The following is a 23,448-nucleotide window of genomic DNA, read 5'->3' on the forward strand; positions in this document are numbered from 1 at the left end:
AATTTTAAGCATAAATAGAAATCAAGAGGGGAGAGTTTATTTATAATCTCTTTTTAGATTATTTTTAATCATTTCTATGAACAATTATAAGCTCTTCAAATAGTCCACTTACAGCGAACCCCGCAATTTGGGCAATCAGCGGTAATTTCCGCCTTAACACGCTTCCCTTTGGGGGTTTCCACCTTCCCGATAGCCACAAATTCGAAGTTCACTCCCTCTGGAACATAGTGTCCGCCACCATATTTCGCGGAACCTTCGATTAAATTTGAGCAGGCATGGCATTTTACCCTTAATTTGATTACTTCGGCCATTGGAAGAGCATCTATGAACCTGCTTCCTTTCGCAAGAATAAAGCAATATACGCCTGCCAAAACCTCATGGGGATGTAAATTTGATACACATGACTTTATGACATATATTTAGCTGCTTTTTAATTCATTCCGATCGTCGAAGGGCGCCCCGTTAGCCCCGTCCTATCAGGCCTCCACTTGTAAGGAAGAATGGCAGGAACTCCTTGGCTATTGCCCAGTGACGGTCATTTTAGCCAAAAGGGGCCACATGCGCGCTCTATGGGAATGCCCCGCCGCTTGTGACTTAATGGAAGTTGGCGAATATTTGACCAAAAATGTAAATCTGCGACCTTTTTAGAGCGGAAGCCCGCGAGATTTCTATACAAACAGGCCCCCAACCCTTACACATTCAGCCCTTCGCTTCCATAATAATTGGACTTAAACGCTCATTTTTGGGCATCATTATCCATGATCGATTGAGCGAACAGGCGCCTATCCAGCAATAAACTGGCGACCATCCGACACCTCTAAAACTGTATTTCGCAGGCAAATCGGACGTTTTCCATAAACAGACTCCTGCCCTGTTTTACGCAATTTCGCCCATGCCGAACGGCGCAAAGGATCCAAATCCTCACCGGCAAATCCAGATTCTTGCTGCTTATGATTAGGCACTTATGTAAAAGCCAAAGAACGGGCGCTGAACGTCGATTTTTGGGCAGAGATCGCCCATTTCCATATGCATGCGCCGGCATTCGGGCATTTAATAGCAAATACTGCCCTTTTATGGAATATGGATTTTGACCCTGTGCTACGCACAGGGAGATTTTTAAAATTTAGGCTCTTTTGCGAGCGGGGGCTTGTTTTTTGGCAGGAGTAGATTTTTTGGGGGCTAGTAACTTCTTCTTATCCTTTTTTGATTCGATAGCACTCGAATCGAAGTTCACATCCAATCCCATTTTCTTATTTCGTTTCACCATATATACGAAATGTCTAACATACTGAGCGTAAGGCTCAGGCACAGATTTAGGATCGAAGTCTAAAGGATTTTCTAGAAGAGAGCGAACGACCGCTTGGTTTAGATCTTCTTTGCTAGTGACCATGAGAGTTTCTAATCTGCGAAGAATTTCGTGATCGTTCACCTCGCTAGTGACTTTCTTCATCGCATTCAGAAGCCTCTGAAAAGAGGTTCGTTTGATCTTCACGGCCATATTTGTTAAGTTAGAATTTCTGGGGTCGGACGACCAGAAGAAAATTTATGCGAGTCTTGTCCGGCCTTAGATGATACCTTTTTGAGTGATGATTGCATTTCTTGGTTTAGGCTCCAGGCTTCCAGTTTCACTGCAGAGAATCCCCCTGCTACCTGATACCCAACACTCGGTCCAGACTTCCCTATTTCTTCCCCTTGGCTTAGGTTAGCTCTGGAGAAGAGCGAGTTTTCATAGAATTTCCCATAAGCCTGGACAAGACCCTGTATTTGGTCGAATTCAGAGCTAAATCCCCCTCTTGCTGCATTCTCAGTAGTTTTCCCTAAAATCCAGCCAATCATGGAAGGAACACCTGCCCCTAAGAGCAGATTTCTTTGATTTTCAGCGGAACAGGCCAACTCTGTAACGGCCCCTTCCCCATTTAAATAGAGAGAAAATACAGGCGCACATACAGTTGAAAAACTAGCGTAAACGACTCCTCTGATCAGAAGGGAATCCTGGCCCCAAGTCTGACTCTTGGTTTCAGCCCTTGGTAGGAACTCCTGACGAATCCCTTGTTCGGTTTTTAAATTCGGTAAAAGAACATTTAGCCCAAGAGGACAGTTTTGTGAGAAGATTGGAGATACTGAAAAAATTCCAGAAGTCGATTTTTGATTTTGGACTCCAAGTTCGGAATTAGAGTCTTTTCTTTTTTCTGCTTTTTGGTCTGCAGAAATTTTTGCAACCCTGGTAGGAATAATATCATCTGTTAGAAGAGAATCTAGATCCGGAAAGTCGGATAATCTTTCTTCCTCGGAATAAGAAATCCCCTCAGCGAGAACTTGATCTACCTCTTCTTGGTAGATTGATTTTAGTTCTTCCGAAATTGACTCTTCTGCCTCGGACATATTTTGAGAAGAAGGATCCAGATCGGAAACCTCTCCTGCAATTGCAGAGCTCGAGCCCAAAGCCAGAGAGGCGATAAGCAAAAACTGTGCCAAAATATTATGTCTCATTCGAAAAAACATGACAGTATAGCCCATTTTTAACCATTTTTGAAGGAAATGGAAGCTTTTTTTACCATTTTTCTAGGAAATTAGGCGGTCTTTCTGAACAGTCTCTTGGCTCGGAGCTTCCATTCCCAAAGCACAATTTCTTGCTCTTTGTTCTCTGCTCGGTCCTGTTCTTTTTCCAAAAGTGCGTAGACCATGCTCGCGATATCTTTTGAGAAACCTTTGTCTAATTCTGCTTCGAATTCTTTTTCTTTTGTTTCTAAAATTAAGCCGGCGAGTCGGAAGCCTTCATCTAAATTTTTTAATTTAGGCGCCCAGCCTTTTAGCTCTTCTTTATTATCATCATTTCGAATCATCACATCTAAGAAGGTTCGGATGAATGCGACCTCTTCAGACTTTAATGTGAATTCCAAAAGTAGCTGTTTTACTTTTTCCAATTCCATTTTTCGGAGATGTATCCTGGCCAAGAAAACTGGGTTCTTGGAGTGCATGTTTAAGTTGCCCTTCTCCAATAAATCCGTGGCTCGGACCTTATTAAAATCCACGACCTTGGATTCTTCTCTTAAACTTTTTTCCAGCTCTTCTTTTCCAGGAGATGGCTTTTCCCCCACTGCCCCGATTTTTTGGGCTACCTTTCTTTTGATGATTAGCATGTTTAAGGATGGGAATCTGATTTTCAGAGCTACCAATTCCTGGCGAGGAAACTCTTCGTCCAAAACCAGATGGTGCATTTCCACTCCCTCTTCTCTCGCCCTGAGCAAGCTGTCGACTCGGTCATAATGATAGATAATTACTGGTAAAATATCGCACTCGCTTCCGCTGTTTAAGAAGATAGTTCGAACTTCATTTCCGGAAGTAGAATGCTGGTAAGGGATCACAAGTTTTCCTTGTTTTACGTTTACGAAACTCAACTCCCCTAGCCTAAAATGGGATAGGTCAAAATCCTCCCCCAAAAATGCGATCCTCGGAACCGGAACCACGATCGATTGGTTTCTGGCTCCTTTCGGGACCTCTGGCCCCCTGGAGGTAAAAACTACATATGACATTTTTCCTAGGCGGACTTTTACCAAATATCCTGCCGGAGTTTTTCTTTCTTCGTATAAGGAATCTAATTCCAAAATTCTAACCCAAACCCAGGTTTTTTAATTTATATTGCAATGAGCCCCTGGAAATTCCCAGTGCCTTTGCCATTCGTATTTGGTTGCCGCCGAACAATTTATCTGCCAAAAGAATTTTTTGGCGTTCCACGGCTTCCACAGCTTTTCGCAAATCAAGATCCTCAGGATCCGGAAGAGAAATCCCTTTTGAAACTTCTTTTTTGAGGTCTGAATTTCGGATCTCTCCCGAGCCGGAATTTAAAACTGCTTCTTCGATCGCATTCCGAAGGTCCTCTAAATTTTGGCAGGAATTTCCTCCTACCAAAGACTCGATCGCTTCCTCAGAAAGCGCCAAATCTGGACGACCATGCAACACGCAGACCTCTTGGAAAATCGGCCGGATAGCCGCTATTTTATCCAATTTTGTCCAGTCTTTCCAGGCAGGTAATTCTAACTTATTTTCGGCCAAAAGAGAACGAAAATATAAAAACTCTTCTATTGATTTTTTGCCTGAGTTTTCTAAAAAAATAAGACGGGATTTTCCTGACTTTCGCTGAGAATATTCGAACAAGATTCTTTGCTGAGCCATAGAATAGTTTTCAGAATTTTCTAAAATTAGAGTCCCAGATTCGGCCATTTTCTCCCAATCAATTAAGGCCTTTTCTAACTTGGACGCTTGTTCTGGGAGGATCGAAACAGTTAAGATTGGCCTGCCAGGGAACTCCCTTTTTTGGATCCATTTTGCTAAGGTTTTTTTCCCGGAAGAAGCTGGACCTGAAATACAAATGTTTCCAGAATCTTTGAATTTTTCGAGCTGGGAATTTTTACCATTTCCCAATCTGAAAATCAATTCCCCCAAGGGATCTGGGCTCACGTCCTCGGAAAGTTTATAAATTAGAGAAGGTTCCGATTCTTTTTTCAAAAGTCGGGCCACTTTCTGGCAGAGCAAATGTAAGATTAAAATTTGTCTTTCTTCCGCTTCGTCTGGAAGTTCTATCAGGAAAAATCCAAACATTTTTCCATCCAACAAAACCGGAGATAATAAGCATCCCCGGGAATCATCTCGGAAAAGCTCCACTTCTTCTGATCTATGCAAAAAGAACGGAGATTTACTTCCTTCCAAACGAGTTCTGATTTGGGAGCCCCTGGTTAAGAAAGGATAGAAGAACCCATCTTCTCCATATCCCCAGGAACCAACCTCTTCCAAAGAAGAAGGGTCCGATTCGGAAATTAAAGTAGCCAGTCCCGCCAAGCCATCGATTAATCTTAAACATTCCGGAAATGCAAGAGGCAATAAAATCCTAAGTTCTTTAGGATTTGGATTCCCCCAAATAAATTCTTCCGGAGCGGATAGCATAGAAGGGAAAATGTTTAAAATTAAGCATGGTGTCAACCATGTACCCGTACTTTGTTTGCAATGTCGGACGTCCGACATTCGAGTCTGATTTTTCTGCAATTTTTTGGAAATTTAAGAATTAGTTTGAATGCATCTCCCCTTCTTCTTACATGGAAATATAGTGTTGGCTTCGGTCCCGAAGTTGACTTTTTAATTTTTATTTTTGTTTAAATTCCCCTCTTTATTCTCTCGATTTCTGACAGAAGATATAAGGACGGGATGTCGGACATCCGACAATTGAGATACAAGGGAACAGAATGATTGTAGTATCCATCGCAAACCAAAAGGGAGGAGAAGGTAAAACCACTACCTCCCTGAATTTAGCTTGGGGTCTCGCCAGGAGAGGTAAAAAAACTCTACTGATCGATATAGATCCTCAGGCAAATTCTACAGGGATTTTTTTGAATCCGGAAGGGTTAGAAAAATCCATGCATAATATTTTCCAATCCAAAGCGAAAATTAGAGAAGTTATGGTTAAGACAGAAGTGGAGAATTTAAACATTGCTCCTTCTCGATTGACCCTCGCAGAAGCGGAAACAATTGCAGCAATTGTGGACGCACCTTATATCTTGAGAGATGCTCTTGCCGATCTAGAAAAGGAAATAGATTTTTGTGTAATCGATTGCCCTCCGAGTCTTTCCATTTTCACAATCAACGCGCTTGTTGCTTCCAACTATGTAATCATTCCTTTGCAGGCGGAAAAATTTTCCGTGGATGGAATCCTTGGTCTTCAGCAAACAATCACTAGCATTAAAAAAAGGATTAACCCTAGCTTGGAAATCATGGGGGCATTGGTTACACAACTAAAGCCTCAGACACTTCTAACTAAAACGATCATCCCTGTTTTAACTAAATATTTCAAAATTTTTGATAATAGCATCTCAGACGGAGTGGCGGTGGGAGAGTCCCACCTGGCAAGAAAGTCCGTCTACGAATATAATAAATCCAGCCGCCAAGCCCAGGAATACGAAGGCTTTATTGAGGAATTTTTGAATGAGCTCAAAAAGTAAAAGACTAGGCTCTCTCGCAGATGTTTTTCAGGCGGAAAAATTAGAAGGCACGATCCGTAAAATTCGCCTAGATAAGATCCGTCCTTCTGAAAGCCAACCCCGACAAGAGAGAAAAAAAGGCGTAGAAGAACTTGCCCAGAGTTTGGACAAAGACGGGCTTCTTCAGCCCATCCTGGTTACCAAAAAAGCGGATGAAGAATTTTATACGATCATCGCCGGAGAGAGAAGATTCCACGCGGCTAGCCTTCTCAAATGGCCAGAAGTTGAGTGTAAAATTTTAGACAAGGACGCAAAAGAAACTTTCCGCCTAGCAATCATAGAGAACCTACAAAGAGAAAATTTATCCCCCTACGAAGAGATAGAGGCAATGACTCATCTCAAATCCTCCTTCTCTTATACTGACTTGGAGTTAGGAAACTTATTCGGGAAAAGTAGAAGTTATATGACCGAACTTTTGGGAATTTCTTCTCTCTCTAAAGAAGACCTGAAGGTATGCAAAGACGCAGGAATAGAATCCAAAAACCTTTTGGTGCAAGCAGCATCTGCAGCTAAAAAAGGGACTCTGAAAGATTTTCTAGAAAAATTCAATTCAGGCGAATTGAAAACAGTAAAAGACGCAAAAACTTTTAACAGAGCAGAAGAAGGCGGATTATTTTCCCCTGCTCAGATTGGAACTAAGGTTGGATCCGAAAAACCTGTAATTTCCCCCTCCCCTTATAAGATCGTAAAAAAAGGGACAAGCGTTATCATCTCCACCGAAGACGAAGATTTTCTTTCGGAGCTTCACAAATTCGTCAAAAAAGAAATTTCCAAAAAATTCGGAAAATAAAACCCCAAGGCCAAACAAAATCAATTAACATCTGTTGTTAAGCGAAATGATGTAGTACAAACATGTACTTAGCAAAAGATTTTATAAGACTTGGGCTGAAAAAAACGGGAATGAGTTGACGGAGCAGAAAAAAGCCCCAATATGTGACATAATATTCTAAACGGAAATGTAGTACTTTCTCCCAACCCGGAAGAGAGAAGGAAGAAACATTGCCGTCGGTCTGAGATAAAAAAACTCCCCTGGTTTGCCCAGGGGCCGGACCTTCCCGAAGGAATGTTGTTGGATGAGACATAAGTAACCTTATGTCGGATAAATGTCAACTACCTTCGAACCTTTTTGCTTAAAATTAATTTTTTTGCCTCCGGGGCAAAAGAGGATCCAAGGTATGGGCGAGCATTTTCCATATATAAAATTCCTCTCGGACATCATCGATTCCGGGGTTTGGGCCACTTTATCCCCAGCCGCCAAGACTCTATATCTCGTCCTGCTTAAATTTAGTGACCAGACCTTTAAGCCAGTCTGGCCTAGCAACGAAAGCTTGATTCGACTCACCGGCTTAAAGACTAAAAAATCTATCAACGAAGGAAAGAAAGACCTAGTAAGAGCGGGTCTTCTACAATTTGTCCCAGGGACCGGGCATAAGAACTCTACTTATTATTTTTGCTTCAACTATCCCGGTTCCAGAATTCCACCCCAGGGGGTTATTTTTGGAAACCCCAGAGGGGTGCCGGAATCGACCCCAGGGGTGTTGGCGGGTAGCCCGGAGGGGGGTCAATCTGGAAACCCAAACAATATAAATATAACCATCCATAATACCCAAAACCAAAAACCTAGTTCTGAAAAGAAAGAATTGAGTTTAGATTCTTTAAGAGAACGCTACGGAGATAGCATTTTGTCCGAATCGATGGAAATTGCGAAGGCACAAGGGTTAGGAGATAATTTAAATTATATTCGAGGAATTTGCAAAAATCTGTCCGGAAACAGACGGCCGAATTTTGAGCATACCTCCCCCGTCCAGTCTCAATCCACAAACCATTCTTTAGGAAAAGAAGCTTCCTGGATTGGATTTCTAGAATGGTGCAAGGGGAATCTTTCTAGAAGCAGCGTTGAAGTATTGGAGAAAATTCAGGTGGAACCGGATGGTAAGACTCTTTTAGTAAAGGATCCGCTTCCTGAGACACTTAGGATGATCATTACAAAGTACTTCACAGACAAAATCCACCCCTCGATACTGGTTATATTTTCTGCCAAAGCCGAAGAAAACCGGGTACATGTTTAAAAGGATCACGTTAAAGCTCTTATGAATGAAGAATCCATCCGGATCAGCCATCCTCGACAAGTTAAAGTAAACGAAATTAAGACCAAAGGTACGTTCGAATTTAAGGAAGGAGGACTTCGTTCTTATTCCGAACAATTGGACCATCCTGGTGTTGGGGTTTTAACCTTAGTTTTAAATCCAGGTTCTAGTTTTAATCAGATCAAATTACATCAGTCGGAACAATCCGGCACATTCTTTCCTGACTCTTTTAAATTCGAAATTTCTCTAGATGGAAAAGTTTGGGAGCCGATTCTGCAAGAAACTGGTTTCAGAAGATTGAATAAAAAAGTGGGACAGTGGAACTTTTCGTTGGTCCGCGCTAACTTTCTAAAATTGGTCAGTAAGGTTTCTGAAAAAGAAGGAGCCAAATTTAAAGTTTCTATCGGTGCCTTAGAAGTTGGTATTTCCGGAGTCACTAAATTGGAAGTGAGTTCCGAAAAAGATAGATTTTGGGTAAAAGAAAATCTAATCGATGAAAGACCTGATTACGGCTGGTCTTCTGTGGAATCCAATCAGCCGAAGGAAGAATTTTTCCTAATGGATCTTGGCTCTATAAGTAGAGTGAATGAGCTAAGAGTTCTTTCGCCGAAGGACGGTCACTTACCTTTCCCGGAAACTTTTACAGTATATTATAGCGAAGATGATCTGACTTGGAACCAGCTTTTAGAAGAGAACCAATTCTTATCCGAATTGGGGACTTGGTACCAATGGAGATTTTTACCTACGAATATTCGCTTTTTGAAATTCGTCTCTCGTCCTCGTAAGATCCAAAATAAAGAAAAATATTCTACGAGCATTGTAGAGGTGGAATTATATGCGGCTCCATACTTGAGCGAGCTGACTCATAAACCTACCGCGGAGCCTCTCCCCTACGCTACTGTTCTTAGATCCGGCTTGGTTCGGCTCGCAATTGACGGAGAAACTTCTGAAGGTGCCGCAGTTCAGGCAAATGATAGAAGGTTGAGGGATGGATCTACCGAATACAAAGGTATCGTAGAGCTTGCTTCCGATGGAGAAGAGAAAGAAGGTGTTGTTGTTCAAGGGAATGACAGAAGATTAAAACATTCTACTGAGGCCTCTTATGGCTTGGTGCGCTTAGCTGCGAACGGCGAAAATCGGGCAGATAGGGTCGTGCAAGGAAATGATGATCGTTTAAAACCTTCTTCTACCCAAAGTTTTGGTATCGTAGAACTTGCGGAGAACGGTGAAACCAAAGAAGGCACTGTTGTTCAAGGAAATGACGATCGTTTGAAACATGCAACGAACCAAAAATTTGGTTTGGTGCAATTGGCTCCACCTGGAGATGCAAGTCCTGGAAAAGTGGTTACTTCCGATGATCCAAGACTTAGGCATGCTACTACAGAGAGTACGGGTATTTTAAGATTTGCTTCCAATGGAGAAGAGTCTGCAGATGCTGCGGTCCAGGGGAATGATAAAAGATTAAAAATTTCTACTCCTCAGTCTTATGGGATCGTGAAGCTTGCTCGTTCAGGAGAAGCAAAAGAAGGCGCAGTTGTCCAGGGTGATGACGAAAGGCTGCGTAACGCTAGCACGGAGTATCCTGGTATCGTAACTGTTGCGCCAAAAGGAAAATCCATCCCTGGCCATGTGGTTTCTTCTGATGATCCTAGATTGTCGGATGCAAGACAACCTCTTCCCCATACTCATGATTACGCTCCTAAAGAGCATGATTTCAGTTCTCATACTGGATATTTAAGATTGAAAGGTTCTGTAGAAGCGCCTTATGCAAACATCTCCCCTCCTCCTGAAAATGCAGGACTTGCGTATGCAAGGAATGAGAGTGAAAAAGGAGCGGGTATCGTAGGATCCGGTAGATTCTCCGGGATCTTAGGCTTCGGAGAAAAATTCGGAGTTCGTGGCGATAGCGCTTCCGGAGAAAAAGAATCCGCAGGTATTTTAGGTCTTGCTAAAAGAGGATTTGGTGGATGGTTCCATTCTAGATCCGGCCATGCTTTGTATGCGAGTGGAAAAGGGATCCCAAGTCTGAACGAAACAGGTTCTGGTAAAGCGATCTTGGCAGAAGGTGATTCTGATTTTCATGGAACAGTATATCTCCAAACCGGAAAAGGTACAGATTGTATCGCTAAATTTTTCCAGGTTCAGTCTTCCGATGTGATTGCGGAAGGAGATCTTCTCGCAATGGGAGAAGATGGAAAACTTCATAAATCCAGACAGCCGAATGCTACGAATATCGTAGGTGTCGCTGTGAAATCAGCGGCTTTAGTTTTGGGAGACAAACCTCAGGCAGAAGGACAATGGCTGGTTGCAATTGCGGGAGTGGTCCTTGCAAATGTAGAAGCTCAATCTTATCCTGTACAACCCGGAGACCTATTATGTTCTGGTCTTACCGGAGGCCATGCGGTCAGAGTTGCTCCTGAAAATTTAAAACCTGGAGCACTCGTAGCGAAATCTCTGGGCTTACAAAGAAACGGCAGAGGACCAATCCAAGTCCTACTCTGCTGTAGTTGAAAGATTCCCTGCATTGTTGCGGGGAAAGGTTAGAATGAAAAAGATATTAGAAATTTATAAAACGGCAAAAACGCCGGTGTACTCTTTCGAGTTTTTCCCTCCAAAAACTCCGGAAGGAGAAGTGAAATTATTCGAAGCTGTGGAAGAATTGTCCAAAGTGGACCCAGGTTATATAACTGTAACCTATGGAGCTGGGGGTTCTACTCGGGACAAGACGATCCGCATTACTTCTGAGTTGGCCAAAAAATTTTCACTTCCTGCGGCAGCTCATTTTACCTGCGTTGGCGGAAATAAAGATGAGATCAAAGTTATTCTAAAGCAGATCCGAGATTCTGGTATTGAAAATCTAATGGCGCTTCGAGGAGATCCCCCGAAGGGAGAAGAGGCTTTTAAAAAGGTAGAAGGTGGATTCGGTTATGCAAGCGAACTGATCTCTTTTATCAAACAAGAAGGTTTCGATTTTTGTATGGGAGCTGCTTGTTATCCTGAAAAACATCCGGAAGCTGCAAGTTTAGAATCTGATGTGGATAATCTGAAACGCAAAGTGGATTCAGGAGCTTCTTATTTGGTTTCTCAATTATTCTTTAAAAATTCAAATTTCGAATCTTTCTTAAATCTGATCCGTAAAAAAGGGATTAATGTACCTGTGATCCCGGGGATCATGCCGATCACTTCTTTCACTCAGATTGAAAGATTTAAGGCAATGGCTGCCTGTGAATTTCCGGAAAAACTAGTTTCCGATTTAGAGGAAGTGAAAGATAATCCGGAAGAATTTTACAAAAGAAGTATCAATTTCTCAGTAAACCAAAGCCGTGAACTGGTCAAAATGGGCGCTCCAGGAATCCATCTTTATACTCTAAACCAATCTCCTGCGAGTTTGGATATAGTTAGAGAACTGAAAAATTAAAGGAATAGATCCTTTTCTTTTTCTGGAGGAAGTAATCCTGTTTCGAGGGCTTTTTGCTGTAATAAGCGGATGGCCCTTTCTCCTTCTTTCCCTAAACTTTTAGAAAATTCATTCACGTACAGATCTATATGTGCATCCGCCACTTCTCTCGTTGTAGTTTGAGAATGTTTTAAAATATAATCGTACATACTTTCTCTATTTTGATAAGCGAGAGAAAGACTTTCCTTAATCGCCGAATCTAAGTCATGTTTTACTTGGGAAGAAAGATCTCTGCGTATCGCGATACATCCGAGTGGAATATGTGCTCCAGTTGTACCTTCCCACCATTCTCCTAAGTCTTCTACCTTTGCAAGACCTCTTGCTTCGTAAGTGAATCTTTCTTCGTGGATGACGATCCCGAAGTCAGCTTCTCCGTTTTTTACTTTGTCCAGGATGAGGTCGTATCTTGTGGGAACTGGAGTAAAATCCCCTTTTAAGTATAGATGTGTAAGTAAGTTGGCAGTGGTCCAAAGCCCTGGCACCAAAATTTTTTTTCCGTTCGGAGTTCCTACCGAGGAGCCTGCTTTTTTTACGATAATTGGGCCGCAGTTCCTGCCAAGTGCGGATCCGCTGTCCAAAAGAGAATATTTGTCTGCCACATGGAATAAAGCTGCGAATGAAATTTTCGTGGCTTGGAATTTTCCTTTGTCTGCGAATTGGTTCAGTTGTTCCACATCGTACAGTTCTTCTTTGATGGAAAATGGTGCTTTGGTTTTTCCTGAGATTAGATGATAGAAGATGAATGTGTCGTTTGGGCAGGGAGAATATGCCAGACTGAGTTCCATTCTTCCAGGCAATCAGTTTTGATTCTTTTGAAAACGAAAAAAGGAGGTGGAAGGAACATCCTCACTTAGTTCTATTGGAAAAGAATCGTAGGCGAACTTGGATATTATTTCTAATTCACACAAATTTCCCAAATTGGACGGGCTTTTGCCCTTTCATACAATTGCTATGGATCTGGATGGAACACTTCTGGATTCCCGCGCTTCTATTTCGAGTTTGAATCATTATGTTTTGCAATCTGCATTGGATCAGGGAGTCGGGCTGATTATTGCTACCGGAAGAAGGTTTTCTTCTGCGCTCCCATATGCTCGGGAATTTCGGGGGAATGTTGCGGTGGTGGCCAATAATGGGCAGGTGCTCCGAAGTTCGCCCGATGGAGAAAGAATTTCGGAAACATATATTTCTGAAAAAGCTACATTTGCAGTTATATCTTTAGGAAAGAAGAAGGGGCACTCTCCCCTTCTCCATGTGGACCGCTTCGAAGAAGGGATTGATATCTTGTTAGAGTCTCCGATCACAGAGGATAAGTATCATAATTATTCGGGCGGAGATATTGCTAGAACCAAGGTAGTGTTGGACCTTCTGGAACATTCTTCCGATCGTGCGCTTGTAGTATGTTATCTTTCTTTAATAAAGGAAGAATTGATTGAATTAGAAAAGGAACTTCTATCCTTACCTGAATCTTCTGAATATAGAACTGTGATCACTAAAATCCCAGGAGTTTCCTATTGTTTGGAAGTTTTGGAGAAGGGAGTCTCCAAGTGGACTGCCATCCAGTCGTATTTAAAAAATTCCGATTTGGATGAAGCGGGAGTTATCTCTTTTGGTGACGAGTTGAATGATAGGGAAATGCTTTTTTCTTCAGGATACGGATTTGCGATGAAGAATGCAGTGCAGAGTCTGAAAGAAGACGCTTCTTATATTACTAAATATTCAAATAATGAAGATGGGATCGCGATGACTCTTTTGGAATTATCCGTGCTTTCGTTTAGATAAGACTTTTTGATTTTTATCAATCTTCACTTCGCAGGACGAGCAAGCAGTCTCGTAACAACCGAAACTTGTCTCTTTGATTTGGGTTTTGCTAAATAAACTTTTAATGGAAGAAGCGAGCGGAAAGCCCAAATAAACCGCTGCAGAGCATACTACGAGATAAACAATTTTATCTTGGAAGGCTATGTCCCAAACCATAAGGTCATTTTGAAATTCGTTCTCAACACATGCAAGAGGAATATTTTTCGGATCTCTCTGACAGTATTTTGACAAATAAGGCCCTGAATTAGGTATGATCGAAGATAGATGTGGTCCACATTACAAGTTTTTCACTCTGAATCTTCCGACAGGGATTTATTAGCTCTGCCTGACGCGTTTTCTTGGAAGACTTGTATGCGCACTGTTCTTGTCTCAGATTCAAGGATCCATCCTCATCCGGAAAATCTTCCTTCTCATTGGGAAAGTAAATCCGGTTATGAAGCGTATAGACTTCTGCTCGAAATTATCTCAGGCCTAAAATCCAAATTATTCGGAGAAACAGAAGTTCTCTCTCAGTTCAAACAAAGATTCCAAGAATTACCTGATCTTGCTTTCGGAGATTATCTGGCAAAACTTAGAGACAATCTGATCGAAGACTGCAGAACTCTTCGCTCCGGATATTTGCAAAATTTAGGTGAACAATCTTACGGCGGTTTGGCTGATAAATATTTATCTGAAGCCTTAAATCCTCCTAAGGAAATTGTACTTTTTGGAACAGGTCAGCTTGCTGAAAAAATCCTACCTTGGCTTTCTCATTCTAATAGAAAAACTAAGATCGTAGGACGTAATCCAAATCGTTTGGAATTTTTATCTTCTGTTTCCGGCGCTTCTTCTCATCTGATGGAAGACTGGACTCCAAATGGAGAGGCTTGGGTGATCGCTGCACCTATGGACTGCTCTGCTTGGATGGACAAATTGGCTCCGGGAAATCTGGTCTTAGATTTTAGAGAAGATCCTTTAGAAGAATCTTGGCCTTCAGATATCGTATATATTTCCTTTGCAGAAATGCTTTCTTCCTTGAAAGAAACAGAAGAGAGAACTAGAAAAGTAAAGGAAGAATTAAAATCCGTTTTAGATGAACTTTTGGAAGAAAGAGAACTGGAAGCTCATCAATTTGTATTCGGTTGGGATGACCTACCTTGTCCGACGTTTTAAGAATCGGTTCCCGAAAAAGTTCCCTCGCAAAATTACAGACCTGCCTCGTACAAGATCGATTGCGTAAATTGTATCCTGAGTTGGAGCTCCAACTTTTTTTCAAGGAAGCAAGCGGCGATCAAGATCTGACTACCCCACTTTGGAAAATGGGGAGTAGAGGTGTATTCACTCAAGACTTAACAAAGGAACTTGTCCAAGGAAATGTGGATGTAGTTGTTCACTCCTTTAAGGATTTGGATATAGAAGGTCATGACGGCACTGAAATTTTAATGGTGCTTCCTCGTGCAGACCAAAGGGATGTTTTACTATTTAAAAGATCTTCTTACGAAAATCCTCCTAAAGAAATCAAGATCCATTCTTCTAGTCCAAGAAGAGAATATAATCTTTCTGCATTTCTTCCGAGCGCACTCCCCTCTCGTCTTCAAAATTTACCGATCAGTTTTCATCCTGTAAGAGGAAATGTGCAGACCAGACTTCGTAAATGGAAGTCCGATCCAGAAGTTTCCGGACTCGTAGTTGCAAAAGCTGCGATAGATCGACTCCTTGCGGAAAACTTTTCTTTTTCTTCGGATGAAGAATATTCAGAAGTTAGAAAAGAAATTAGATCAGCAATTTCGAATGAACTGTTTATGGTCCTTCCTTTATCAAAAAATCCGAATGCTCCAGCACAAGGTGCACTAGCTGCGGAGATCCGAAAAGGTGATGAGAAGACAAAAAAACTTTTGCTTCCACTTGTGAATCAAAAGGAGGAAGCAGCAGTTTTGGAAGAGAGGAAAATTCTCTCTTACTTTGGCGGAGGTTGTCACCAAAAGATCGGAGTTTCCGTGATTCTTGGTGGGCCTGCTGATTTTCTGTTTGTCCGAGGTAAAACTGACTCAGGTTCAGAGTTGGATGCTTTCGACCGTTGGAATGGAGAAGAATTGCCAATCCCTTCTTCTTTAGATCTTATATTCCCAAAACCAAGACAAGGTTTCAGAATGCAACGTTCTTCCGTGCAGGCTTCTGTTCCTAAGGAAAAGTTTTGGTTTGTATCTCGTGCAGATTCTTTGCCAAAGGATTGGGAATTACCGGGACCTGAAACAATCTATATCGTAGCAGGTGCAAAGACCTGGGAAAAATTAGCGTCCAGAGATATTTGGGTGAATGGTTCCACTGACGGCTTGGGCGAAGAAGACGCAAAAGAAATCGTAAGTTTTTATGAATCCAACCCAGACTTTATCAAACTCACTCATGAAGAAAGCGATATCATAGAAGGTGTTTGGAAAAGATTCGTGACCTACAAAGTGGATTTTGATTCAGAACAGCCTGATCTTTCTGAATATTCCCACTTCTTCTGGATGAGTGCTTCACAATTTGATAGAGCTTATAAAAAAAATCCGGAAATAGGATCTCGCATCCATTCTTGCGGGACCGGAGCTACGTATAAATATATTAGAAAAACATTAGGTGATTCTGCAAAAATTTTTGCATTCCCTAATTTTGAATCCTGGGAAAGAGCCTGCAAGGGCGAAGCTCCGGATTTTCTTACAAAAAGAGGTGCTTTATGAGTTCCGAGAGTTTGTTGGGCCTGAGGAGAAATCGACTCAATGCTCCGCTCAGAAATTTGGTGTCTTCGGAGAGTTTGAATCCTAAAAAACTGGTCCAGCCGATCTTTGTGACCGAAAGCCTGAAATCTCCAGAAAAAATGTCTTCCTTACCTGGAGTTTTTCGTGATAGCCAGGATTCCATTTTATCTCAGATCGAATCGGATCTGAAGGATGGGGTGGAACATTTTCTTTTGTTTCTGGTGCCTGAGAAAAAGTCGGATGATTCTATTCCGAGATCATTTTATAAAAACGTAATTGGTAATATTAAATCCAAATTTCCTGAGGCTTTTCTTTGGGTGGATACTTGTCTTTGTTCTTTGACGACTCATGGCCATTGTGGACTTTTGGATCCGAAAGGTAGAATAGATAATATAAGTTCTGTCAAAAGACTTTCGGAGCTAGCTCTTTGTTATGCAGAGTCAGGTGCGGACGGTATCTCTCCTTCTGATATGATGGATGGAAGAATAAGGAGTCACAGAAATATTTTGGACTCTAATGGTTTCCAACATGTTCCGATCATGAGTTATTCTACAAAATTCAAGAGTCATTTTTACGGTCCATTTAGAGAAGCAGCAGAATCTGCCCCAGGTCATGGGGACCGCTCTTCTTACCAAATCGATGTAAGAAACAGAGAGGATTCTATTCTTTCTTCTGTCAGAGACACGGAAGAAGGAGCTGACCTTTTAATGGTCAAGCCGGGTATGACTTCTATTGATCTGATCTTACCAATCAAAGAACAAACTGGATTGCCTGTGGGTGCTTACCAAGTAAGTGGAGAATATGCATCTATTGCAATGCTCGCAGAAAATGGATTTTGCAAATTTGAGGATGCACTTAGGGAAACCTGGCAGGTGTTCTCTAGAGCGGGTGCTTCTTATCTGATCACTTATGCTGCAAGACGAGGAAAGGAGATTTTAGGCTGATGTTTCCAAGTTCTAAGGAACTTTTTGAAAGAGCAAAAAAAGTAGCACCGGGTGGCGTACATTCGCCCGTTAGATCCTTTCGTTCTGTAGGAGGAGATCCTGTATTCTTCCAATCCGGAAAAGGTGCAACACTTACGGATGTTTCCGGAAAAGACTATATAGATTATTGTTTAAGTTTTGGTCCCTTGATCTTGGGTCATAGAGACGAAGATGTCCAAAAAATCGTGAACGAAACTGCAGAACTTGCTTGGAGTTTCGGAGCGGCAGAACCTTATTCATTGGAACTTGCAGAATGGGTTGTGTCAAAAATCCCTTGGGTGGAAAAGATCAGATTCGTGAATAGCGGGACCGAGGCAGTAATGAGCGCATTACGTGTGGCTCGTGCTGCTACAGGCAGGGATAAGATCCTGAAATTCGACGGATGTTATCATGGTCATTTGGATGCATTGCTTGTAAAAGCTGGTTCAGGGCTTGCAGGTGAATCTTCTTCTGATAGCGCCGGAATTGGTTCAGAACTAATTAAGAATACTTTAGTTCTTCCTTTGGATGACGAGAAGGCGGTCGAAGAACTTTTTGCAAAGGAAGGTAAAAATATCGCTGCATTAGTTATAGAACCTTTGCCTGCGAATTACGGTTTATTAATACAAAGAAAAGAATATTTATCCAAGATCGTAGAGATCGCCAGAAAGTACGGAAGCCTTGTGCTCTTTGATGAGGTGATCAGCGGATTTAGAGTCGGATTAACAGGAATGAGCGGAGAGTTAGGAATATCGCCTGATCTTGTTACTTACGGAAAGATTATCGGCGGTGGATTCCCAGTTGGTGCTTATGCCGGGAAAGCTGAACTTTTAGATTTGGTTGCTCCTCAGGGACCTGTTTACCAGGCAGGTACATTAAGCGCTAGTCCTTTTGGAATGAGAGCCGGTCTTGCTACATTAAGAAAATGTGAAAAAGATAATGTGTGGAATGTTTTGGAAAACCGCACCAAGTCTTTTGTTTCCGGAATGGTCTCTATTTTAAGGGAAAGGGATCCGGCTGGAGATTGGGATTCCAGCGTTCATTCCTCTTTGTTTTGGTTCCATAAGAAATCCCCCTCCCCTATTCGCACTGTGGACAAAATTCCAGCGGGCCATAAGGAGGGATTTGCAAAGGTTTTCCATGCTCTTCTTGATGAAGGAATTTATCTGGCCCCTTCCGGTTACGAGGTTGGTTTTTTAAGCTATGCTCATTCAGATAAAATACTTTCTGAAACATTGGAGAAAGCGGATTCCGCATTAAAAAAATTGAAAGTATGAAGGTCTTCGATTCTAAAAAGATTGTTTTATCAGTAATCTGGGTTTTGACCACGGTGTCTCTCGGTGTCTGGTGGCTTTTTTTGGGATTAAGGCAAAATAGAATGGCGACTGAACTTGCTTCTCGCCTTGGATCTCAGATCGATATTGATTTTTTAGAAAAATTAGAAAGACAAAGTTCCATGATTAAGATGGAAGGAACCTTCTTCTTGTTTTTATTGGTGAGCGGTGGAGCAACCTTGATTTTGCTTACCTTACGAGAAGAAAAAAGGAACAAACTCATTCACGATTTTTTCTCCACAGTTACTCACGAAATGAAAACACCTTTAGCAAGTCTTAGATTACAAGCGGAGAGCTTGCTTGAAGAGGGTGTGGATGCGGGAAAAGACAAGCTTCTTCACAGATTGCTCAAGGACTCAGATAGAATAGAATCTCAGATGAACAAGGCTCTGTATCTTGCGAGTCTTATGAGAGCGGAAGGATTATATTTAGAAGAGTTGGATCTCCAGGATTGGGAAGAAAGTCTAAGAGAAGAATGGTCCGAGTTGGACATTCAGACAGAATGGAAAGAAACCAAAGTGTTGGCGGACAGAAGAGCACTCGAAAGTATTTTTAGAAATCTTTTGGAAAACTCCGTACAACATGGAAGGGCTACAAAGGTAAAAATTCTTTCAGAGCCTGTTTCCGGAAATAAGATTAAGTTCAAATTCGAAGACAATGGAAAAGGTTTTTCTGGTGATTTTAAATTATTGGGAAGATTATTCTTAAGACATACAAGCACAAGCGGAACGGGCGTTGGATTGTATATTGCGGAAAAATTGGCTGGGATGATGGGAGGAAATTTTTCCGTCCAAAATTCTGAGTCTGGAGGATTTTTAGCAGAGCTTATTCTACCCTCCTATTCCTCTCAACGGAGGAACAGCGTATGAAAGCAAAATTATTATTGGTAGAAGATGATCGCTCTTTAGGTGAAACTTTAAAGGAACGTTTGGAAAAAGAAGGGTACGAAATGGTTTGGACCGTTTCTGCTCAATCCGCAAAAGTTTTAGCCGCAGAATCTAAGCCTGATCTTATTCTTTTAGATGTTCGTCTACCCGACGGAGACGGATTTGAGTTAGCTGAAGAATTGAAATCTAGAAAAGATTGCCCTCCATTTTTATTTTTAACTGCACATTCTGGAGCGCCAGAACGTTTGAGAGGGTTTGAGTTAGGTGCAGAAGAATTTATACCTAAACCATTTCACTTAAAGGAATTGTTGATTAGGGTAAAACACGTATTAGAATCTCATAAACATTCCATAAAACAGGCTAAATATTCTTATGAAGGTTATCTTCTGGATTTTTACGGATATTGTATTCTTACACCATCCAAAGAAGAAATCCATCTTTCCAAGAGAGACTGTGCTCTCTTAAACTTTTTAGTAGAAGAAAGAGGGAGAACAATTAGCCGAGATGAGATCTTAGACCGCCTTTGGGGAGAGGAAAAATTCCCTACAAATAGAACTATAGATAATTCCATTGTTAGATTACGCCAAGCCTTCGGAGATAGAGGCGACGATGCGATCCGTTCCGTAAGAGGAGTCGGCTACCAATGGATCGGAGACTTAAAAAATGTCTAATGCTAGATTCCAAGCAGCACTTAAATTAGAACCTCAGGCAACTCCTCCGATCTGGATGATGCGCCAGGCGGGCCGTTATCATTGGCATTATCAAAATTTAAGAAAAAAACATTCTTTCGAAGAATTATGTAAGGTCCCCGAACTTGCAGCAGAGGTTGCTTTTGGGCCTGTGGATGACTTTGATTTTGATACTGCGATTTTATTTTCTGATATTCTTTTTCCATTAGAAGCATTTGGGATGGGATTACGTTTCGGAGATGAAGGTCCAAAACTAGGCTGGCATCTTTCCACATTGGAAGATCTGAATAAGTTTTACCCATTGGAACAAGCAGTAGAATTTATGGGATTTCAGAGAGAGGCTGTGATTCGCACCAGAAAGAGGATTTCAAAAGATAAGTCTTTAATAGGTTTCGTGGGCGGGCCATGGACTCTGTTCTGTTATGCAACTCAGGGAAAACATGATGGAAATCTAATACTTCCTAAGATTTCTCCAAAGTTAAGAGAAGGTTTTTACGAGAAGATTCTTGCGTTATTGAAAGAAAATATCCGCTTACAATTGGAAGGTGGTGCGGAGATTGTAATGATTTTTGATACTGCTGCCGGAGACGCTTCCCCTGCATTCTTCCAAGAAGCGATATTACCTACCATCAAAGTTTTAGTAGAGGCTTTTCCCGGTAAGATAGGTTATTATGCTAAAAATCTTGCCCCAGGTTCTTTGAAATCGCTTAGGGGAATTTCCGGTCTGACTGGATTCGGGATGGACCATAGAACGGATATCGTGGAATTTTTAGGGAATGGTTCTCATTTTGTGCAGGGAAATTTTGATCAGGCATTATTATTTATGGAACCTGGAGAATTTAAGGAATATTTAAATCGTTGGATCCGTCCGTTTTTGGATCTGGCTCCTGAAAAAAGAGCAGGATGGGTTTGCGGTTTAGGGCACGGGGTTCTGCCTAAAACTCCGGAAGCGAATATTAGAACTTTCGTCAGTAAGATACGTGAGGCATTCGTATGAGCTTCAAATCTGATTTAATTAGAAAATACGATGTCCCGGCACCTAGATACACTAGTTATCCAACTGTGCCCTATTGGGAAGACAATCCAACTAGAGAAGAATGGATAGATGCGCTTCGTAGAAGATTGGTTCCGGATGATTCTTCTGTAGCATTGTACCTTCATATTCCATTTTGTGAGACTCTTTGTTCTTTCTGCGGATGTAATACTTCTATTACTAAGAACCATTCTGTAGAAGATCCTTATGTAGAAACAGTTCTGCAAGAATTCAAAAAATATCAGGAAGAACTTCCCGAGCTCACTAAGCGTGAACTGAGAGAATTGCATTTAGGCGGTGGCTCCCCTACTTACCTTTCTGAAGCCAATTTAGAAAGTCTTTTAAAGCCTATTTTAGATTCTTGGAATGTGTCTGATTCTCCGGAATTCTCCTTAGAAGTAGACCCAAGGAGGACTAGACTTACTCAACTAGAAGTATTAGCAAAATACGGATTTAGAAGGATCAGTTTAGGCGTCCAGGACTTCGATCCTGAAGTACAAAGATTAGTAAATCGTATCCAGCCTTACGAATTGACTGAAGCGATTACGCAAGGGTCTCGCAAATTAGGATATGATTCGGTAAACTTCGATTTGATCTATGGACTTCCAAAACAAACCAAAGAGAGTATGAAGGAAACAATCCGGAAAACTTTGGAACTTAGACCGGATCGTATCGCATTCTACAGTTATGCTCATGTTCCTTGGATCAAAGCTGCACAAAGATTATTCACTGAAGATGATCTTCCAAAGGGAGAAGAGAAAAGAGAACTCTATGAGATTGGAAGAGAGCTTTTCTTAAGGGCAGGATATAAAGAAATTGGAATGGACCATTTTGCGTTAGAGTCCGATTCCTTATACACTGCTTACCAGAATGGGAATCTTCATCGAAATTTTATGGGTTATACAACCAAGTCCACTGACCTACTTTTAGGTTTAGGTGTGTCTGCAATTTCAGATAGTTGGGATTGTTTCTATCAGAACGAAAAGATATTGAAAAAGTACCAAAGAAGAATTTCGGAAAATGGGCAGGCTATACTCAGGGGACATAAATTGAATTCTGAAGATCTGCTCCAAAGAGAACTCATTCTAAAACTTTCTACTCTTGGAAAAGTAGAGGTTCCTGATCCGATTTTTGAAGAGGTTCGCCTCTATTTGGCCAGTATGGAAGACGATAATTTAATAGAATGGAAAGGAAAAACCCTTGTCTTAACTGAACTAGGAAAACCTTTCTTAAGGAATGCATGCACAGGTCTGGACATGCGTTTGAGAAGAAAAAGTCCTGAAACCAAGGTATTTTCTCAGTCTATTTGACTCTCTTTCTGAAATATTTGGGTCCAATAGCTGTTTCTTCCCTTGGGGGACGCATCTGGAAATTAATTTCTTTTCGTCCAATATTTTGGGGACTTTAGTGGTGTAACACTTTTTCGTTTTGAAATGTTATCTTTGCATTTAAAAAAAATTATTCCGATCCTATTGATCGTTTTTGCCCCTGTCGGCATCTTTCCTGTTACTGTTCTGTTGAGAGAAGGTGGAAAAGTAAAAGGGGATATCATAACTCAAAACCAACATTCTGTTCTTCTCCAAACAGAATCAGGAAAACGTAAAGTAGATAAAGACCTAATCCTTAAAATACTTTTCCAAGATGTAAACGACGACGAAGAGGAAAAGATCCGTAAAGAGGAAGAAGATAAGCTTGCTTCAGAAAAAAAGGAACAAGAAGACAAAGAAGCTGCCGAGAGACATCTGGAAGAAGAAAAACAAAAAGAAGAAGATCTGAAAAAACAAGCAGCAGCGGAAGAAGAAGCCCGCCGTTTGGAAGAACTTCGTAAACAAGAGGCAAAACGTCCGCTAAATGCACTCATGAGATCTGCAGTCGTGCCAGGCTGGGGTCAATATTATACTGATAGAAAGTTCCAGTCACTTCTCTACCCTACCCTATTTGCAGCAGCGGCATTTGTCGCTTACGATAAGTTTAGGGTGTATAGAACTTCCGTAAAAGAATATGGAGATCTCGGAAATCCGTATACAAGAGAAAGCCTTACTCTTGCAGCGATTGGTCAGGCTCAAGCTGCTGCTACTCCGTCTTTATCTCCAATTGATGCTTATTTAGCGAATCAATCTAGTCAGGTTCAGTTAAAAAGAGAAGAAGCAGATAAAAACTTCAATGAATACCAAGGCGCCTTATATGTGTTAGGCGGGATTTATCTTTTAAACCTAATTGATTCTTATATTTTTGCAAATTCTGTCAAATCGGTCGTTCAGTTCTCAGACGGCCAAAGCAAGGGAATGGTAATATCTGCAATGCCATCTAGTGTTGGAGCAGGAAGTGGGTTTTCCAGCAACGGAACCTTCTCTGGGATGGAAACAAAATACACAATGGGTTACAGATTAGATTTCTGATCTTGATAAAAACTTTTCTCCCTTTTAAAAGAAAAT

21 protein-coding genes are annotated in these 23,448 nt (G+C 41.4%); 15 read left to right on the forward strand and 6 right to left on the reverse strand.

The annotated features are described in order from the left end of the window. Positions 1-95 precede the first annotated feature (95 nt). The 5 genes from B1C82_RS00745 to B1C82_RS00765 all read right to left on the reverse strand — a co-directional run bounded on the left by B1C82_RS00745 (position 96) and on the right by B1C82_RS00765 (position 4,977). Positions 96-311 carry a hypothetical protein gene (locus B1C82_RS00745; RefSeq protein WP_086445707.1) on the reverse strand — a complete coding sequence of 72 codons (216 nt, stop codon included), beginning with the start codon at positions 309-311 and terminating at the stop codon, positions 96-98. A gap of 812 nt (positions 312-1,123) precedes the next feature. Next, on the reverse strand, positions 1,124-1,498 hold the full coding sequence (locus B1C82_RS00750) for a phosphatidylinositol phospholipase (RefSeq protein WP_167373739.1): 375 nt from the start codon (positions 1,496-1,498) through the stop codon (positions 1,124-1,126). Between the two features lie 5 nt (positions 1,499-1,503). Next, on the reverse strand, positions 1,504-2,475 hold the full coding sequence (locus tag B1C82_RS00755) for a hypothetical protein (protein ID WP_234008482.1): 972 nt from the start codon (positions 2,473-2,475) through the stop codon (positions 1,504-1,506). Between the two features lie 95 nt (positions 2,476-2,570). Continuing rightward, complete coding sequence (locus B1C82_RS00760) at positions 2,571-3,605, reverse strand: hypothetical protein (RefSeq protein ID WP_086445709.1); 1,035 nt, start codon at positions 3,603-3,605, stop codon at positions 2,571-2,573. Between the two features lie 4 nt (positions 3,606-3,609). Then, positions 3,610-4,977, reverse strand: coding sequence for a helix-turn-helix domain-containing protein (locus tag B1C82_RS00765; protein ID WP_234008481.1), 1,368 nt, complete (start codon positions 4,975-4,977; stop codon positions 3,610-3,612). A gap of 260 nt (positions 4,978-5,237) precedes the next feature. Between B1C82_RS00765 and B1C82_RS00770 the strand changes: the two genes are divergently transcribed. From B1C82_RS00770 to metF, 5 genes are all read left to right on the forward strand, one after another. Further along, positions 5,238-5,990, forward strand: a complete 753-nt coding sequence (locus B1C82_RS00770) for a ParA family protein (protein ID WP_086445710.1) — start codon at positions 5,238-5,240, stop codon at positions 5,988-5,990. Next, a complete protein-coding gene (locus tag B1C82_RS00775; RefSeq protein ID WP_086445711.1) occupies positions 5,974-6,819 on the forward strand; it encodes a ParB/RepB/Spo0J family partition protein in 846 nt (281 codons plus the stop codon). The genes B1C82_RS00770 and B1C82_RS00775 overlap by 17 nt, the downstream gene beginning before the upstream one ends. 385 nt (positions 6,820-7,204) lie before the next feature. Beyond that, positions 7,205-8,098: a helix-turn-helix domain-containing protein gene (locus tag B1C82_RS00790; protein ID WP_086445945.1), complete on the forward strand. Its 894-nt coding sequence runs from the start codon at positions 7,205-7,207 to the stop codon at positions 8,096-8,098. Between the two features lie 21 nt (positions 8,099-8,119). Beyond that, positions 8,120-10,627, forward strand: a complete 2,508-nt coding sequence (locus B1C82_RS00795) for a discoidin domain-containing protein (protein ID WP_086445713.1) — start codon at positions 8,120-8,122, stop codon at positions 10,625-10,627. A gap of 34 nt (positions 10,628-10,661) precedes the next feature. Then, positions 10,662-11,534 (forward strand): methylenetetrahydrofolate reductase [NAD(P)H], encoded by an 873-nt coding sequence (metF, locus tag B1C82_RS00800; protein ID WP_086445714.1) that lies wholly within the window; start codon positions 10,662-10,664, stop codon positions 11,532-11,534. Here the strand turns inward: metF and B1C82_RS00805 are convergent. After that, on the reverse strand, positions 11,531-12,358 hold the full coding sequence (locus B1C82_RS00805; RefSeq protein ID WP_167373740.1) for a 1,4-dihydroxy-6-naphtoate synthase: 828 nt from the start codon (positions 12,356-12,358) through the stop codon (positions 11,531-11,533). The genes metF and B1C82_RS00805 overlap by 4 nt on opposite strands. Before the next feature lie 166 nt (positions 12,359-12,524). Between B1C82_RS00805 and B1C82_RS00810 the strand changes: the two genes are divergently transcribed. The 10 genes from B1C82_RS00810 to B1C82_RS00860 all read left to right on the forward strand — a co-directional run bounded on the left by B1C82_RS00810 (position 12,525) and on the right by B1C82_RS00860 (position 23,412). Further along, on the forward strand, positions 12,525-13,352 hold the full coding sequence (locus B1C82_RS00810; protein WP_199775840.1) for a Cof-type HAD-IIB family hydrolase: 828 nt from the start codon (positions 12,525-12,527) through the stop codon (positions 13,350-13,352). A gap of 303 nt (positions 13,353-13,655) precedes the next feature. Continuing rightward, positions 13,656-14,543, forward strand: coding sequence for a glutamyl-tRNA reductase (locus tag B1C82_RS00820; protein ID WP_086445717.1), 888 nt, complete (start codon positions 13,656-13,658; stop codon positions 14,541-14,543). Continuing rightward, complete coding sequence (locus tag B1C82_RS00825; protein WP_086445718.1) at positions 14,528-16,090, forward strand: hydroxymethylbilane synthase; 1,563 nt, start codon at positions 14,528-14,530, stop codon at positions 16,088-16,090. The genes B1C82_RS00820 and B1C82_RS00825 overlap by 16 nt, the downstream gene beginning before the upstream one ends. After that, positions 16,087-17,052, forward strand: a complete 966-nt coding sequence (gene hemB / locus B1C82_RS00830) for a porphobilinogen synthase (protein WP_086445719.1) — start codon at positions 16,087-16,089, stop codon at positions 17,050-17,052. The genes B1C82_RS00825 and hemB overlap by 4 nt, the downstream gene beginning before the upstream one ends. After that, entirely contained in the window at positions 17,052-18,347 is a 1,296-nt protein-coding gene (hemL, locus tag B1C82_RS00835; protein WP_086445720.1) for a glutamate-1-semialdehyde 2,1-aminomutase, read from the forward strand. The genes hemB and hemL overlap by 1 nt, the downstream gene beginning before the upstream one ends. After that, the gene (locus B1C82_RS00840) at positions 18,344-19,273 is read left to right on the forward strand and encodes a sensor histidine kinase (RefSeq protein ID WP_086445721.1); all 930 of its coding nucleotides are present in this window, start codon (positions 18,344-18,346) and stop codon (positions 19,271-19,273) included. Before hemL ends, B1C82_RS00840 begins: the two co-directional genes overlap by 4 nt. Beyond that, positions 19,270-19,962: a response regulator transcription factor gene (locus B1C82_RS00845; protein WP_086445722.1), complete on the forward strand. Its 693-nt coding sequence runs from the start codon at positions 19,270-19,272 to the stop codon at positions 19,960-19,962. The genes B1C82_RS00840 and B1C82_RS00845 overlap by 4 nt, the downstream gene beginning before the upstream one ends. Further along, positions 19,955-20,977 carry a uroporphyrinogen decarboxylase family protein gene (locus B1C82_RS00850; protein ID WP_086445723.1) on the forward strand — a complete coding sequence of 341 codons (1,023 nt, stop codon included), beginning with the start codon at positions 19,955-19,957 and terminating at the stop codon, positions 20,975-20,977. Before B1C82_RS00845 ends, B1C82_RS00850 begins: the two co-directional genes overlap by 8 nt. After that, positions 20,974-22,323: an oxygen-independent coproporphyrinogen III oxidase gene (hemN, locus tag B1C82_RS00855; protein ID WP_086445724.1), complete on the forward strand. Its 1,350-nt coding sequence runs from the start codon at positions 20,974-20,976 to the stop codon at positions 22,321-22,323. Before B1C82_RS00850 ends, hemN begins: the two co-directional genes overlap by 4 nt. 123 nt (positions 22,324-22,446) lie before the next feature. Then, positions 22,447-23,412 carry an LA_0442/LA_0875 N-terminal domain-containing protein gene (locus B1C82_RS00860; protein WP_086445725.1) on the forward strand — a complete coding sequence of 322 codons (966 nt, stop codon included), beginning with the start codon at positions 22,447-22,449 and terminating at the stop codon, positions 23,410-23,412. Positions 23,413-23,448: the final 36 nt, after the last annotated feature.

The sequence above is a fragment of the Leptospira venezuelensis genome (assembly GCF_002150035.1).
GTDB classification, from domain to species: domain Bacteria; phylum Spirochaetota; class Leptospiria; order Leptospirales; family Leptospiraceae; genus Leptospira_B; species Leptospira_B venezuelensis.